The organism is Hoeflea ulvae (assembly GCF_026619435.1).
Classification (GTDB): Bacteria; Pseudomonadota; Alphaproteobacteria; order Rhizobiales; family Rhizobiaceae; genus Hoeflea; species Hoeflea ulvae.
The window spans coordinates 2,552,402-2,568,646 of sequence record NZ_JAOVZQ010000001.1 but is presented as its reverse complement, the minus strand read 5'-3'; the positions used below and the strand labels follow the sequence as shown (position 1 = coordinate 2,568,646).

The 16,245-nt window shown below is 61.7% G+C and carries 13 protein-coding genes, 1 tRNA gene and 1 pseudogene; 13 read left to right on the top strand and 2 right to left on the bottom strand.

Annotated elements, in window-relative coordinates:
* Nucleotides 1–84 precede the first annotated feature (84 nt).
* From OEG82_RS12220 to OEG82_RS12180, 9 genes and pseudogenes are all read left to right on the top strand, one after another.
* The gene (locus tag OEG82_RS12220) at nt 85–897 is read left to right on the top strand and encodes a TRAP transporter small permease subunit (RefSeq protein WP_267612709.1); all 813 of its coding nucleotides are present in this window, start codon (nt 85–87) and stop codon (nt 895–897) included.
* Nucleotides 898–905: 8 nt separating this feature from the next.
* Complete coding sequence (locus OEG82_RS12215; RefSeq protein WP_267612708.1) at nt 906–2,504, top strand: TRAP transporter large permease; 1,599 nt, start codon at nt 906–908, stop codon at nt 2,502–2,504.
* A gap of 440 nt (nt 2,505–2,944) precedes the next feature.
* Nucleotides 2,945–4,081, top strand: coding sequence for a sugar ABC transporter substrate-binding protein (locus OEG82_RS12210; RefSeq protein WP_267612707.1), 1,137 nt, complete (start codon nt 2,945–2,947; stop codon nt 4,079–4,081).
* Between the two features lie 188 nt (nt 4,082–4,269).
* Nucleotides 4,270–5,814 (top strand): sugar ABC transporter ATP-binding protein, encoded by a 1,545-nt coding sequence (locus OEG82_RS12205; protein WP_267612706.1) that lies wholly within the window; start codon nt 4,270–4,272, stop codon nt 5,812–5,814.
* Complete coding sequence (locus OEG82_RS12200) at nt 5,807–6,697, top strand: ABC transporter permease (protein ID WP_267612705.1); 891 nt, start codon at nt 5,807–5,809, stop codon at nt 6,695–6,697. Before OEG82_RS12205 ends, OEG82_RS12200 begins: the two co-directional genes overlap by 8 nt.
* On the top strand, nt 6,691–6,855 hold the full coding sequence (locus OEG82_RS12195) for a hypothetical protein (RefSeq protein WP_267612704.1): 165 nt from the start codon (nt 6,691–6,693) through the stop codon (nt 6,853–6,855). The genes OEG82_RS12200 and OEG82_RS12195 overlap by 7 nt, the downstream gene beginning before the upstream one ends.
* 11 nt (nt 6,856–6,866) lie before the next feature.
* Entirely contained in the window at nt 6,867–7,826 is a 960-nt protein-coding gene (locus tag OEG82_RS12190) for an ABC transporter permease (RefSeq protein ID WP_267612703.1), read from the top strand.
* 195 nt (nt 7,827–8,021) lie between these two features.
* Nucleotides 8,022–9,821 (top strand): IlvD/Edd family dehydratase, encoded by a 1,800-nt coding sequence (locus OEG82_RS12185; protein WP_267612702.1) that lies wholly within the window; start codon nt 8,022–8,024, stop codon nt 9,819–9,821.
* 17 nt (nt 9,822–9,838) lie between these two features.
* A pseudogene (locus tag OEG82_RS12180) lies at nt 9,839–10,967 on the top strand (fumarylacetoacetate hydrolase family protein).
* A 140-nt stretch (nt 10,968–11,107) separates the two neighbouring features.
* Here the strand turns inward: OEG82_RS12180 and OEG82_RS12175 are convergent.
* Nucleotides 11,108–11,194: transfer RNA gene (locus tag OEG82_RS12175), tRNA-Leu, on the bottom strand.
* A 268-nt stretch (nt 11,195–11,462) separates the two neighbouring features.
* On the opposite strand from OEG82_RS12175, the gene lipB reads away from it, so the two are divergent.
* The 4 genes from lipB (at nt 11,463) to fghA (ending at nt 15,260) form a co-directional block, all read left to right on the top strand.
* A complete protein-coding gene (gene lipB / locus OEG82_RS12170) occupies nt 11,463–12,197 on the top strand; it encodes a lipoyl(octanoyl) transferase LipB (protein WP_267612701.1) in 735 nt (244 codons plus the stop codon).
* A 545-nt stretch (nt 12,198–12,742) separates the two neighbouring features.
* Nucleotides 12,743–13,126, top strand: a complete 384-nt coding sequence (locus OEG82_RS12165; RefSeq protein ID WP_267612700.1) for a helix-turn-helix domain-containing protein — start codon at nt 12,743–12,745, stop codon at nt 13,124–13,126.
* 135 nt (nt 13,127–13,261) lie between these two features.
* Nucleotides 13,262–14,371 carry an S-(hydroxymethyl)glutathione dehydrogenase/class III alcohol dehydrogenase gene (locus OEG82_RS12160; RefSeq protein WP_267612699.1) on the top strand — a complete coding sequence of 370 codons (1,110 nt, stop codon included), beginning with the start codon at nt 13,262–13,264 and terminating at the stop codon, nt 14,369–14,371.
* A gap of 55 nt (nt 14,372–14,426) precedes the next feature.
* Entirely contained in the window at nt 14,427–15,260 is an 834-nt protein-coding gene (gene fghA, locus OEG82_RS12155) for an S-formylglutathione hydrolase (protein ID WP_267612698.1), read from the top strand.
* A 48-nt stretch (nt 15,261–15,308) separates the two neighbouring features.
* Here fghA and OEG82_RS12150 read toward each other — a convergent pair whose 3' ends face one another.
* On the bottom strand, nt 15,309–16,163 hold the full coding sequence (locus OEG82_RS12150; RefSeq protein ID WP_267612697.1) for a hypothetical protein: 855 nt from the start codon (nt 16,161–16,163) through the stop codon (nt 15,309–15,311).
* Nucleotides 16,164–16,245: the final 82 nt, after the last annotated feature.

Below are 16,245 nucleotides of genomic sequence, written 5' to 3'. Positions count from 1 at the left end.
CACGCCCATTCGACACGAGACAGGCAAGCCCCGGCGGGGCTTGCCGCATCAGCGGCCTGACGACGGACGCAGCGAGGGGTGGCAATGATCGACAAAGCTGACAGCATCTGGCTGGGCCGGATAAGGCAACCGATGCGCAAACTGGTTCTAGCAAGTTCGCTGGCGCTTGCGGCACTGGCAGCCTGGCTGATCTTGGGACGGCTGTTTTTCGGCACCGGCATCACCCTCAAGGAATTTCTCTCACCAACCCAAACACCCATCGTGCTGGTGACGGTGATCGTCGGATCGATCGCCCTGGTGTCTGCCAGCATCTATCTCTCCGACATGCGCGGCACGATCGAACAGGAGCCCGAGGGCTTTTTCGATGTCGTCAGCCTGATCTGCTCGCGGATGGCGATGATCGCCACCGCGGTTCTGGTGCTGGTGATGTTTTACGAGGTGGTCTCGCGCTACGTCTTTCTGAAGCCGACCCTGTGGGCCAATGAACTGTCGCTGTGGATTGCCGGCTTCATCTTCCTGTTTGCCGGGCTCTACGCCATGCAGCAGCGCAGCCATATTCGCATCTATGTGGTCTATGACCTGTTCCCGCGCTGGCTGCAAAAACTTGCCGATGTCCTGACCGTATGGCTGATCTGGGCCTTCACCTTCATGCTGATCTGGGGCGGATACAATGAATCCCGCGACAAGATCCTGCGTTGGGAAACTTTTGGCACCGCCTGGGATCCGCCGATCCCGGCAACCATCAAGCCCGCCATCCTGTTCATAGTCCTGCTGGTCGCCATCCAGGCGCTCTCCAACCTGATTGCCGACTGGCACAAGATGCCCGAACATCACTCGCCCCTGGATGAAATCGACAAGACGGAAATCGACCTCATTCGCAAAACGCTGAAGGACTAGAGCGCTCCATGGATATCGGGACACTGTCGCTGCTGCTGCTGATCGGGCTTTTCGTGTTTCTGGCGCTGGGCATGCCGCTGGGATTTGCTTCGGCCACGCTGGCCGGCGCCGTGCTTTTGATGAAATTCGGCCCGGACCTGCTGTTTCGGGATTTCGGCCGCGGACCCTTTGCCGTGCTGGGTCAGGCGATCTACCGGCAGATGACCAATTACGTGCTGATCTCGATCCCGCTGTTCATTTTCATGGCAGCATTGCTCGAACGATCCGGCATTGCCAAGGACATGTATTCCTCGCTCAATGTCTGGCTGTCGCGCACCCGCGGCGGCATTGCCATCGTCACCTCGATCATGGCGGTGATCATGGCGGCGATGTCCGGAATTGTCGGCGGCGAAGTGGTGCTGCTGGGGCTGATCGCACTGCCCCAGATGCTGCGGCTCGGCTACAACCAGGATCTGGCCATCGGCACCATCTGCGCCAGCGGTTCGCTGGGAACCATGATCCCGCCCTCGATCGTGCTGATCTTCTATGGACTTGTCACCGAAACCTCGATCAAGGCGCTGTTTACCGCCTCGTTCCTGCCCGGCTTCATGCTGGCCTCGTTCTTCATCATCTACATCATCGTGCGCACGCGGATGCATCCTGAGCAGGCGCCGCTGCCCGAACCCGATCCCAGCGACCCGCCGACCGGCGAAAAATCGGCCCAGTTCGGCGCTTTCGTCACCATCATGGTGATGGGCTTTACCGCACTTTTGCTGATCCGGGCGCTGTTTCAGACCGTCACCGGCGGCAATGCCATCCTTGAAGGGGTCGATCCGATCCCGCTCGGCATGGTGGCTGACCTACCCTATCTGTTCGGAATTCTGATTGGCGGAGCAGCACTGCTGCAGTTCGGTTTCGGCCGCGAGCGGACGCTGATCGGCTGGAGCATGGGCAAGGGCCTTGTCGCCCCGATCATCGTCATTGGCGTTGTGCTCGGCTCGATCTATGGCGGCATCACCGGCATCACCGAGGCCGCCGCCATGGGCGTGGTCGCCGTCTTCGTGATCACGCTGATGCGTGGCGAAATGAGCTTTGACGTGGTCTGGGATTCGCTGATGCGGACGATGAAATCAACCGGCACGATCATCTGGGTCACGGTTGGCGCAGCAGCTCTCGCCGCAGCCTATACGCTGGTTGGCGGACCCACCTATGTGGCCAATCTGATCATCAATGCCGAACTGCCGACCATGGCGGTGATCCTGCTGATGATGCTGATCTTTCTGGTCATGGGCATGTTCATGGACTGGGTCGGCATCGTGCTGTTGATCATGCCGGTGTTCCTGCCGATCGTCATGCGCCTGCCGGTGGAGGAAATCGGCTTTCTCGGATCGATCGAGCCGCAATATGTGGCGATCTGGTTTGGCGTGGTGTTCTGCATGAACATGCAGGTGTCATTCCTCTCGCCACCCTTCGGACCGGCGGCGTTCTATCTCAAATCGGTGGCGCCGGCGCATATCACCCTGACCGCCATTTTCCGCGGCTTCCTGCCCTTTATCGGACTGCAATTGCTGGCTCTTGGCGTGCTGCTGGCCTTCCCGCAGATCGTCACCGTGTTTCTGGGCGACTGACCGCTCACGGCACCGGAACACAGTGCCTTTTGGACAAGACAGAGCTGCGGCTCGTCCGCATTTTTCTTCTGCTTGAACCCGATCACACCAGGGATCGGCGCGTCTCCGCCTGCGCTCTATTTGTAGGATGAAAAGAAATGGAATTAGCCTGCAGATCAGTGTTTTTCTCAATTGACACCGTATCTTGCGGCATGTAGCTTTCAATTGTCCAACAAATAGAATTGCCGGTTGCAACCGCGCCAGCGCTAGCCGTGACCTAGCATTTGGAATGCGAGGACAGGCAAGGCGGAGACGAACAGGGGATGCTCCCCGGCAATTAAGGGACACGAGATCACCGGCATGCAGCCGCGGCGTCACAGGCGCCACGGCCGACAAGATGATCGTCACGCACCGTGGCATCTGGGAGGGTGCGCCAAAGCACCGAAGGAGGAGGAATTCACATGAAACTGGGAAGAGTCATTTCAACAACCATCATGGGGCTTATGCTCTCGACGAGCCTGTCCCTGGCGGGACCCGAGGTCGTATCGGGACCGGGCGCAAATCCTGAGTGTTTTGCACCGTGGAGCGCGGATACGACCTATATGCAATGGCCGGCCAAGGATGGCCCTTACAAGATCGCCGTGGTCAATGGCTTCGTCGGCAATGGCTGGCGCATCCAGATGATCAAGACCGCCAAGGCCTTTGCCGAAGACCCTTCAATGAAGGACAAGATTGCCGAATTCAAGGTGGTCTCGACCGGCACCGATGCACCGGCGCAGCTCGGCGCCATCGAGGATTTCATCAACCAGGGCTATGACGCCATCGTCACCATCGCGGTAGCGCCCGACGGCTTTGACCGGGTGATCCGGCTGGCCGACAAGAACAATGTCGTGCTGGTGCCGTTTGACAACGTGCTCGACACCGATGCGGTGATGCAGGTCAATGAAGACCAGTTGCTGATGGGCCGCACCTGGGCGGAATTCACGCTGAAGGAACTGGCCGCCAAGGGCGTCACCTCAGGCGACATTCTCGAAGTTCGCGGCCTGGCCGGCAACTCGGTCGACCGCGATCGCTCGATCGGCATCAACGAGGTTCTGGAAGCCGATGCCGGCGACTGGAATGTGACCCAGGTTGTCGGCAACTGGGATGACGGCACAGCGCAGAAGGTGGTGGCGGACGCCATCGCGGTGCATGGCGAATTCGACGCCATCATCGCCCAGGGCGGCACCGTCGGTGTGGTCCAGGCGATGATCGATGCCGGACATCCCTTCGTTCCGGTGGCGGGCGAATCCGAAAACGGCTTCCGCAAACTCCTGGCAAAACATGCCGGTGACGGCTTGACCGGGATCTCCATCGGTCAGTCACCGGGTCTGGTTGCTGTGTCGATGAAAGCCGCCGTTTCGGCGCTCGAAGGCAATGTCATGCCGCAGCTGATTTCGGTGCCGCTGCCGGTGACCGAATACAGCCAGCTCGAGGATGGTGTGAATTTCTGGAGCGACCTGCCGGACAATTTCTTCACCGTCAACGAGTTTCCGCCCTGCGGCGTCAACATCTCGGGCCCGTCGATCATGGCGCAGACCGAAGCCGACGTGAACTGATCTCACTGCAATTTCGGGGCGCCGGAATTTCCGGCGCCCCGTCTCTTCACATTCCACGGACCCGGTCCGGCCGGCTGCGCTCAGGCGAGCACAGATCCCTGCCGGCCTGCCCGGGAACCACACTGCAGAGCGCTCTGTATGCCTCCGGTCCGAGGCAAGGCGCCACGCCAGCCAAGAAAGCGGACGCAATGACCGCAGACCATCCGATTGTGCAGATGTCCGGCATAACGAAGCATTTTTCAGGCACCCGCGCGCTTGAAGGTGTCGATTTCGCCTGTTTCGGCGGAACCATTCACGGCATTCTGGGCGAGAACGGCGCCGGCAAATCGACGCTGATCAAGATCATTTCAGGTGTGCTGCAGCAGGATTCGGGCACGTTGCGCGTCAATGGCGATGTGGTCAGCTTTTCCAATCCGACCCAGGCCGTCGACGCCGGCGTTGTCTGCATTTTCCAGGAGCTGTCGCTGGTGCCGGATCTGTCGGTGGCCGACAATATCTCGCTGTCGGCGCCGCCGCGCAAGTTCGGCCTGATCGACAAGCGCGCCCAGCACCGCCGCGCCGAAGAGCTGCTTGCCGGGATCAAATGCGAGGATGTCGACCCCAATGCGCTGGTGCGCGAATTGTCGCTGTCACGCCGGCAGATGGTCGAAATCGCCAAGGCGCTGGGCAAGGATCCAAAAGTTCTCATTCTCGATGAAGCCACCTCCGCACTTACCAGCCGCGATGTCGAAACCGTCTACGGATTGCTTGGAGAGCTCAAGGCGCAAGGGGTCGCCAGCCTGTTCATCTCGCATCGCATGCACGAGATCGAAAAACTCTGCGACACGCTGTCGGTGTTCCGCAATGGCCAGCATATTGAAACATTTGCCAAGGGCACGCATTCGGAGGGCGAGATTGTCCGTCTGATGATCGGCCGCGAGGTGACGGCGCATTATCCGCCGAAACCGCCACCCGGCCACAAGCCCGATTATCTCGAGATCGACGATCTTGCCTGGGAAAACCAGCTCAAGGGCATCAACCTGACCATCGGCAAGGGCGAGATTGTCGGCCTCGGCGGTCTCGACGGTCAGGGACAGAAGGAACTTCTGCTCGGCCTGTTCGGGGTGCTGCGCGGCATGCGCGGCAAGGTCAGCATCGGCAACACACCATCTCAGCCAAAGTCCCCGGCGGAAGCAAAGAATGCCGCCATGCGCATCGCGCTGGTGCCGGAGGACCGCAAGACCGAAGGGCTGATGCTGGCGATGTCGATTGCCGACAATCTGCTCGCCGCCTCCTATGAACGTGTGTCCGACGGACCGTTCATCAATGCGGGGAAGGCAAAACAGGCAGTTGATGAAGGCATTGCCAAGCTGCAGATCAAGGTCAGCAGTCCCGAGGATGTGGTGGCGACGCTGTCGGGCGGAAACCAGCAGAAGGTGGTGATCGCCAAATGGCTGATGACGGATCCGGACGTGATCCTGCTCAACGACCCGACCCGCGGCATCGATGTCGGCACCAAGCAGGAGATCTACAAGCTGATGCGCGACCTTGCCGACCAGGGCAAGACCATCCTGCTTTATTCATCCGACTATGCCGAGCTGATCGGCTGCTGCGACCGGGTGATGGTGATGTATGACGGCGAGATCGTCGCCAATCTGAGCGGCGACGCGATTTCGGAAGAAGCCATCGTCGCCGCCTCCCTGAACATGGGAAACGCTGTGCCCCGGACCACGCCAGGAATGCCCCATGCATAACAACCGTTCATCGCTGGCGTCGACCATCCGCCAGAACCCCGGCTTTTATGGCGCCATCGTCATGCTGCTGGTGCTGTATCTGGTCTATAACAGCCTGCATCCGCGCGGATTTTCCGCCGCCGTGCTGATCCAGAACTCCAATGAATCGGTGGCCATCGTGTTTCTGGCGATGGCGCAGACTGTGCCGGTGCTGCTGGGCGGGCTCGACCTGTCGGTCGGCGCGATCATGACGCTGACCAATTGCGTAGCTTCGGTGGTGCTCAACGGCTCGCCGCTGCAGATCATCTTCGGCATGATCATCACGCTTGCCACCGGGACCGCCTTTGGCTTCATGAACGGGCTGATCGTGGTCTATGGCCGCCTGCAGCCGATTATCGCCACTTTGGCCACCGGTGCCATCGCTGTCGGGCTGGCGCTGTTCATCCGGCCGGCGCCGGGCGGCAATGTCGATGATGACATCGGCTGGGCGCTGACCAATGATCTTTACGAACTGGTCGCCACCTATGGCTGGTTTGATGCCGATGCCGCGTGGTTCGCTCCTATCTCGTGGTTCCCGGTGCCGTTGCTGATCGTCATCGTGATTGCCTTCGGCGTCTGGCTGCCGTTCAAGCGCACCGTCACCGGACGGACGATCTATGCCATCGGCTCGGCGGAAGGTGCTGCCTATATGTCCGGCCTCAATCTCGATCGCGCCAAGATCGCCGCCTTCACGCTCGCCGGTTTTTTGCCGGATGCGCCGGATTGTATCTGTGCATCCAGACCTCGTCGGGCAATGCCGACATCACCCAGGCCGGCGCCTATACGCTCAATTCCATCGCGGCTGTCGTGGTCGGTGGCACCTCGCTGCTCGGAGGCATGGGCGGGGCCATCGGTTCGATGGTAGGCGCCCTGATCCTGCGGGTGATCTCGTTTTATTTCCGCATTGTCTCGATTGATCCGCTGCTGCAGCCGCTTGTCGAGGGGCTGGTGCTGTTGCTGGCGGTCAGCCTGGGCGCATTCCGGACCCTGCGGGTCAAGAACCAACTCAACCTGTTCAGATAGGAGGGAACGTCATGAAGCTTGCAATTCCAAGCCTGAAACCTGAAGACAAGCCCATCCTCATCGCTTCGGCCTTCATTCTCGCCATTTTGAGTGTCGGCACCGCCTATACGCTGACCACGCAGGGTTCGGCGCCGCTGTTGTCGCCAGGCTACCTGTTGCAGCAATTGCAGACCGGCTCGTTCCTGGGAATTGTCGCGGCCGGCATGATGGTGGTCATTCTTTTGGGCCATATCGATCTCAGCGTCGCCTGGACCATGACAGCCGCAGCCATGATGGCCACGACCGTCGGTGGCGATCTGGCCATTCCGGTCGGCATCGCCATTGGCGTTGGCGTCGGCCTGGTCAATGGATTTGGCGTGGCCTATTTGCGGGTGCCGTCGATGATCTTCACGCTGGGAGTGGATTCGGTGCTGCGCGGGTTGATGGTGGCCCATACCGGCGGCTTTGCGCCGCAGGATTCCGCCACGCCCTTGATGCGTACGCTGGCGTCGAGCAAGGTGCTGGGCATTCCCTCCGCGATCTTTGTCTGGATGGCCATCTCCATCGTCATTGCCGTGATGCTGAAGCGGACGGCCTTCGGACGGCAGATCTATGTGACCGGAAACCGCGAAATGGCCTCCTATCTGTCCGGCATACGCACCCGGAGGGTGATCCTCGGCTCTTTCGTGGTTTCGGGTGTTTGTGCTGCCATGGCCGGCGTGATGCTGGCCGGCTATTCGGCCCGGGCGTTTCAGGGCATGGGCAATGCCTTCCTGCTGCCGGCCATTGCCGCCGTGGTGATCGGCGGCACCCGCATTCTCGGCGGTCAGGGCCGCTATATCGGCACCCTGGTCGGCGTCATCCTGATCGTGCTTCTGAACTCGGTGCTGTCGATCATGCAGATGCCGGAGGCCGGACGCCAGGTGATCTACGGATCGGTGATCATCGGCATGCTGCTGGTCTATGGCCGCGGCAGCAAGGTGCACTCATGACCCGGGCTGCCGCCGGGATGGCGGGAGGCGCAGCAGGCGAAAAATCTCACCCGAGCCTTTTGCCCATTCATCTAATATCAAGATGCTGGGTTGATTACTCAACATTATTCCCGCGCACTGCGAACCATCGCCTCTGGCGCGATTGCAGGGGCTCTGGCAAAGACATGTGCAAATCTAACGGTATTGGAGACCGAGATGTCCGACAAAGGCAAACCCGCTACGCTGCGTTCCCAGCTCTGGTTTAACAATCCGGAAAACCGTGAAATGACGGCGCTCTATGTCGAGCGCTATGTCAATTACGGATTGACGCGCGAAGAGCTGCAGTCGGGCAAGCCGATCATCGCCATTGCCCAGACCGGATCTGACCTGTCGCCATGCAACCGCCATCACATCGAACTTGCCAAGCGCATCCGCGACGGCATCATTGCCAATGGCGGCCTGCCGCTGGAAGTGCCGGTGCACCCGATCCAGGAAACCGGCAAACGCCCCACCGCGATGCTTGATCGCAACCTGGCCTATCTGGGGCTGGTGGAATCGCTCTACGGCTATCCGCTCGACGGCGTGGTGCTGACCATCGGTTGCGACAAGACCACCCCTGCTTTGCTGATGGCTGCGGCGACGGTCAACATTCCGGCCATCGCCTTTTCGGTCGGCCCGATGCTCAACGGCTATTTCCGCGGCGAGCGCACCGGATCGGGCACCATCGTCTGGAAGGCGCGCGAACTCCATGCCGAAGGCAAGATCGATGACGAGCAGTTTGCCGAACTGGTGACCTCCTCGGCGCCGTCGGTGGGCTATTGCAACACCATGGGCACCGCCTCGACCATGAACTCGCTGGCCGAAGCGCTGGGCATGCAATTGCCGGGCTCGGCAGCGATTCCCGCGCCCTACCGCGAACGCGGCCAGATGGCCTATGCCACCGGCAAGCGCATCGTCGACATGGTGCGCGAAGACCTCAAACCGTCCGACATCATGACCCGCGAGGCGTTTGAAAACGTCATCGTGGTCAACTCCGCCATTGGCGGTTCGACCAATGCGCCGATTCACGTTGTCGCCGTCGCCAAGCATATCGGCGTCTCCGTCACCAATGACGACTGGCAGGCGCTCGGGCACCGGGTTCCGCTGCTGACCAATCTGCAGCCAGCCGGCGAATATCTGGGTGAAGACTTTCACCGGGCCGGCGGCGTCCCCGCGGTTGTGGCTGAACTGATGCGCGCCAATCTGCTGCCGCATCCGGGCGCGCTCACCGTCAATGGCCGCAGCATCGGTGACAATTGCAGGGACCGCGAAAGCGAGAATGCCGACGTGATCCGGCCGATCGGCAATGCGATGATCGAGGAAGCCGGGTTCCTGAACCTGAAGGGCAACCTGTTTGACAGCGCGATCATGAAAACCTCGGTGATTTCCGAAGACTTCCGGGCGCGCTACCTGTCCAATCCCGACGACATGGAGGCTTTTGAAGGCAGCGCCATCGTGTTTGACGGTCCCGAGCATTACAACAGGATGATCGATGACCCGAGCCTCGCTATCGATGACAATTCCATCCTGGTGATGCGCGGCACCGGTCCGCTGGGCTATCCCGGCGGCGCCGAAGTGGTCAATATGCGGCCGCCGAGCTATCTGCTGAAAAAGGGCGTGACCGCCCTTCCCTGCATCGGCGACGGACGCCAGTCGGGCACCTCGGCCTCGCCGTCAATCCTCAACGCCTCGCCCGAGGCTGCCGCCGGTGGCGGGCTTGCGCTGCTGCGCAACGGCGACCGGATCCGCATCGATCTGCGCAAGTGCCGCGCTGACGCGCTGGTGCCGCAGGAGGAATGGGAAGGCCGCGCCCGCGACCTCGCAGCCGCCGGCGGCTACCCGACGCCCCAGAGCCAGACGCCGTGGCAGAAATATTTCCGCGAACTGGCAGAACCCTTCTCGGAAGGCATGGTGCTGCGCGGGGCCGACGAATTCCAGCGCGTTGCGCAAAAACATTCGCCGCGCGACAACCACTGAACCGGAAGGATCCGCAGATGCTCGAAACCCTGGATCAGCAAGGCCTCTATGTCGGCCGCGTCTGGCTCAAGTCCGCTGGCGGCCCGGCGGTGGTCACCCTGCGTGACGGCATGCTGGTCGACATCACCAGCCGGGACGCGCCGACGGTTCGCGACATTTGCGAATTGCCGGATCCGGCAGGCCATGTCCGGTCTGCCCAGGGCTCGGTGATCTGTCCGGTGTCCGACATCGGCAAAGGCGCCGATGTCACGCTGCTTGCACCGTGCGACCTGCAATCGATCAAGGCCTGCGGTGTGACATTTGCCGAATCCATGGTCGAGCGGGTGATCGAGGAACGCGCTGCCGGCGATCCGGCCAAGGCGACCGAATTGCGAGCCCGCATCGGCGCCGAAATCGGCGCCAGCCTCAGCGATGTGGTGCCGGGCTCGGAAAAAGCGGCGCTGGCCAAGCAGGCGCTGATCTCGCGAAGGCCTGTGGTCGCAATATCTCGAGGTCGGAATCGGGCCCTATGCCGAGGTCTTCACCAAGTCCCAGCCGATGTCCGCAGTGGGCAGCGGCGCGCTGGTGGGCATTCATCCCGAATCGCGCTGGAACAATCCGGAGCCGGAAATCGTGCTGACGGTCAGTTCAGCCGGCAGGATTGTCGGCGCAGCGCTTGGTAATGATGTCAATCTGCGGGATTTCGAAGGCCTCTCGGCGCTGCTGCTCGGCAAGGCCAAGGACAACAATGCCGCCTGCGCCATCGGCCCGATGATCCGGCTGTTTGACGACAGTTTCGATCTCGACGATGTCCGCGCCGCCGAACTGGAGCTGACGGTGACCGGAACCGACGGCTATGTGCTGTCGGGCCATTCCAGCATGCGCAAGATCAGCCGCGACCCCAGCGACCTGGTTGCCCAGACGACGGGGCGCCATCACCAGTATCCGGACGGCTTCATGCTGTTTCTGGGGACCCTGTTTGCGCCGGTGCAGGACCGCGGCGAGAAAGGCATGGGCTTTACCCATCATCTCGGCGACACGGTGGAGATCTCCAACGCGCAGCTTGGCGTGTTGAAGAATGTGGTCCAGCACTCGACCGCTTGTCCGGAATGGACATTTGGCGCCAGTCACCTGATGCGCAACCTGGCCGGACGCGGACTGCTGTAAAACATGCATGACTTCAGACGACGCGCCCCGTCCGGTCAAACGCGCGGGGCGCTGATTCCGCTTGGCCGCAGACTAGTCAACAATTACCATCCGGACACTGGTTTCAAGGCACAAAAAAACCCGCCGAAGCGGGTGTTTTATGGTGCGGTCGAGAAGACTCGAACTTCCACGGGTTTAACCCCACAGCGACCTCAACGCTGCGCGTCTACCAATTCCGCCACGACCGCACGTGGTAGAGCCGAAACCTGTCGGCGCGCTGCATGTAGCAAATGGACTTGCCCTGCACAAGCGCATTCGTCACAAAAATGAGGTGTGGGGAAAACAGCCGGAAATCCTGAATTTTCAATCCCCAACAGATGCTTCGCCATTGCGGTGTCCGGCGGCGCGCGCTGCGCGGTTTTGCGCGTGGCGGACACGGCTACAATGCCAAGGCGCCATGCAATTTGGCTGGCCGGATGACTTCCATTTTTACCGCATCGGTTCTAGACCAATCCGATGAACCAGCGCGACACACTCGAGACCCGGTTTTTCCCCAAAGACGGCAGTGCGCCGGTGAGATGGCGGATCTCGGAGGGGCTGACGCCCTATGCCAAGGCGGTGGCGCTGATGGAATCGGAAGCCGAGAAGATTGCCGCCGGTCAAGCCGACGAGCTGGTCTGGCTGGTCGAGCACCCGCCGCTCTACACCGCCGGCACCAGCGCCAAACCGGAAGACCTGGTGGCGCCGGACCGGTTCGAGGTGCACCAGACCGGCCGCGGCGGCGAATACACCTATCACGGCCCCGGGCAGCGGGTGGCCTATGTGATGCTGGACCTGAAGCGCAGGCGGCAGGACGTACGCGCCTTTGTCACCGCCATGGAGGCCGTGATCATCGCCACGCTGGCCAGCATGAATGTCACCGGCGAGCGGCGCGAAGACCGGGTCGGCGTCTGGGTGCGACGTCCCGACAAGCCGCGGCTCGCCGACGGCACCATGTCCGAAGACAAGATCGCCGCCATCGGGATCCGGCTGCGCAAATGGGTGAGCTTTCACGGGCTGGCCTTGAACGTCGACCCGGATCTCGAGCATTTTTCCGGCATCGTGCCCTGCGGCGTGCGCCAGCACGGGGTGACAAGCCTCATTGACCTCGGCCTGCCGGTTCCCATGCACGAAGCCGACATCCGGCTGCGCGAGGCCTTCGAGGCAACATTCGGCGCAACCCGCGACGACAGCGAGAACACTTCCGGATAATCCGGCTGCGGGCGCTGAAGACGTCAGCCGCAGGACCCGAGATTCTGCAAAATGCTGAACGGAACATGCACCGATTCGGTCAGCGGCTTGCTTTCGGGCGCCCCCCTGTCGTAAAGTTCAGCCGTGGCGCAAACTCCTGGTTCGCTAACAATGCGGACGGCACTCTGGACTGAGTGGGTACAATCACCGATAGTATCGGTGCAGGACCACGGAGCTGACCGAGATTCGACAGGTCCTGCTCTTCCCGAGGTAAAATTGCCCGGGACGCCGCTCAAATCGTGGCTGCAGAAGGTCATAATGTGCAGCATGCACTGCATGATGCATGACGGCCGCAGAATTCCTTGGGTCCAAACCGGTTCGAGGGCAGAATTTTGCGGCGATTGGTGGAACGCCACAGGCTCCCTTGCGCTTTATCCTTCAAGCGCGGCGCTGCGGGTTTCACATGAACGACACGATCAAGGCCCAGGCTGGTCCCTGGCGGGACGGGCGCCGCGCACGAATGGCGCAATCGGGCCTGTGATCGGCAAATCAAAGGAATGAACTGGATGAATGTAATGACAGCGGAAATCTATGACGACGGCGACACGCTTGGTGGCAGGATCACCCGCGCACGCGATCTCTCCGCGCTGAGCCTCGAGGACACCGCATCCAATATCGGCGTCACCGTCGATACACTGGCCGAATGGGAATCGGATCGCTCCGAACCCCGCGCCAACAAGATCATGACGCTGGCCGGCGTGCTTGGCGTTTCGCCGGCATGGCTGATCAGCGGCACCGGTGACGCGCCGCAGCCGGCAGGCATTTCCATTGCGGTGGCCGAAATGTCGGGTGAAATCAACCGGCTCAGAGAGCTCGCCACGCAGATCACCTCGAGTGTCGAAATGCTGGAAAGCCGCCTGATGACGCTGATTCAGGCGACCAACGACTGATTGCTGCTTCGAACAGCTGCGTCGCCGCGGATCTTTCCGGTCCGCGGCGGTGAAATTAGCTCACAATCAGGGTTGAGCCGGGACTGCTGCTCTGGCAGGTAGGGTGATCACCAAACACCATCCGGGAGCATGTCAATGGACGTTCGCGCAGCCGTAGCCTTCGAAGCGGGAAAGCCGCTGGAAATCACCACCGTCCAGCTGGATGGGCCGCGCGCCGGCGAAGTGCTGGTCGAAATCAAGGCAACCGGCATCTGCCATACCGACGAATTCACGCTTTCGGGCGCGGATCCGGAAGGTATCTTCCCGGCCATTCTCGGCCATGAGGGTGCCGGCGTTGTCGTCGATGTCGGCCCCGGCGTGACATCGCTGAAAAAGGGCGATCACGTGATTCCGCTCTACACGCCGGAATGCCGCGAATGCGAATACTGCCTCAATCCGAAAACCAATCTGTGCCAGTCGATCCGCTCTACCCAGGGCGCAGGGCTGATGCCCGACGGCACCTCGCGTTTTTCGGTCAACGGCAAACCGGTGTTTCACTATATGGGCACCTCGACCTTCGCCAATTACACCGTGCTGCCGGAAATCGCGCTGGCCAAGATCCGCAGTGACGCGCCGTTCGACAAGGTCTGCTATATCGGCTGCGGCGTGACGACCGGCATCGGCGCCGTGATCAACACTGCCAAGGTCGAGATCGGCTCCAAGGCCATCGTCTTCGGCCTGGGCGGCATCGGGCTCAACGTGCTGCAGGGCCTCAGGCTCGCAGGCGCCGACATGATCGTCGGCGTCGACCTCAACCCGTCCAAGGTCGAGATGGCGACGCGCTTCGGCATGACCCATTTCGTCAATCCGTCGGAAGTCGAGGGCGACCTCGTTCCCTATCTGGTCGATCTGACCAAGGGCGGCGCGGATTACACCTTTGACGCCACCGGCAATGTCGGTGTGATGCGCACCGCACTCGAATGCGCCCACAAGGGCTGGGGCGAGAGCATCATCATCGGCGTGGCGCCGGCGGGTGCGGAGATCTCGACACGGCCGTTCCAGCTGGTCACCGGCCGGTCCTGGCGCGGCACCGCATTCGGCGGCGCGCGCGGCCGCACCGATGTGCCAAAAATCGTCGACTGGTACATGGATGGCAAGATCGAGATCGATCCGATGATTACCCACACCATGGGGCTCGAGGGCATCAACGAGGCCTTCGACCTGATGCACCGGGGCGAAAGCATCCGCAGCGTCGTGGTATACTGACATTCCGGCAGGGGCCTTCGGCAAGGAGGCCCTGCCCCAACCGGGCGACACATCCATGAAAATCATTTCGGAAGCCAAGTCCCATGGCGGTTGCCAGGGCGTCTATTCGACCACCTCGGAGGCCTGCGGCGGCGACATGACCTTCGCCGTGTTCCGGCCGATTGTCGCCAAGGAGCAGCTCTGTCCGGTGGTCTGGTTCCTGTCGGGCCTGACCTGCACCCATGCCAATGTGATGGACAAGGGCGAATACCGGCGCATGGCGGCCGAGCTCGGCCTGATCATCGTCTGCCCGGACACCAGTCCGCGCGGCGACCACGTGCCAGACGAGCCGGACAATTGGCAATTCGGCAAGGGCGCGGGATTCTACCTCGATGCGACGCAGGCGCCCTGGTCCCGGCACTACCGCATGGAAACCCACATTCTCGACGAATTGCCGGCCCTGGTGGCGGCGCATTTCGCCGCCGACATGGGACGTCAGGGCGTCATGGGACATTCGATGGGCGGCCATGGCGCGCTGACATTCGCGCTCAAGCATCCCGACCGGTTCAAGAGCTGCTCCGCCTTTGCCCCGATCGTCCAGCCATCGACGGCTGACTGGTCGCGGCCAGCGCTGGAAAAATATCTTGGCGCGGATGAGAGCGGCTGGCGGCGCCATGATGCAACGCTGCTGATCGAGGACGGCGCTCGGTTCCCCGAATTCCTGGTGGATCAGGGCACGGCCGACGGGTTTCTGGACGCGGGACTGAGGCCCTGGCTGCTGGAGGAAGCCTGCCAAAAAGCCGATATCGGCCTGACGCTCAGGATGCAGGAGGGCTATGACCACTCCTATCATTTCATCTCGACCTTCATGGACGATCACCTTGCCTGGCATGCCGAACGGCTGGGCTGATCAAGGCTTTCTGCCCACGGATACCTTGCGCTATGGCGCTTCGCAGTCTTACCGGTTGCCGGGATCGCCGCATTCGGTTTCGAGCGTGATGACGCAGGGCTCATCCTCATCGCCTGCTTGAGGGAGCACACCGGGAACGCCATCTGCCGGAGCCGCCTCGTAGCGAAGCGGCGGAACGATGTCGGTTATGGCCTGCATGGTGTTGTCCGTCTCGGGCTCCTGCGGGCGTGGCTCGGCTGTCAGCAGCGGCCTGGAGATGTCCGGATAGGCTTCGTCGTCTGTGCCGGAATCCAGACCGGCGGAGGTCGGCGTGACGGTTCCATTGAGCAACGGATCGGCCGAGACCAGATCGAGATCGGGAAAATCGTCGAGCCGGGCCTGGGGAGCGACCATCGCACGTTCGGGGCCGCTAACGGGATGCGGCGGATAGGCCGACAGCCCGAGCTGCCCCCTGATATCGTTCACCATACGGTTGACCAGAGCGGTTTCGGCGCGCAGGCCGTTGCTATGCACGGAGGTGGACTGCAGGGTCTGTGTGCGCAGCACCTGCCCGGTATCGGTGTCCGTGAGCACCAGCTCGATTCTGGCGGACCTGAGGGAGCTGTCAAAGAAGTGCAGCAAGCCCATTCCGGCACCGGTGTCGAGCACCGCCACCCGAAGCGTCGTGGTCTGGCCGTCTCCGGTACCGACATGACCGGCCGTGGCCTCGAGCCTTTGCTGCAACCGGCTGGCGAACGCCACATCACTGACGGCTTGCGCGGTGACATGCACGGCACCCACCGTATAGGGCCGCAGCGGTTCGAGCGGCTTGGGCCGCCCGGCACAGGCGCCCAGAAGGACCGTCAGTCCCAACAGGACCAGCAGCCTGACCAGTGATGGTGCAAAATGCGTGCCTGGCCCCATGATCCTGCTCCCGGACGGTTGTACCCGGAACAAAATCGCAGTTTATGGTTAGTGCCCCGTTAACGGACGATCCCGATCACCC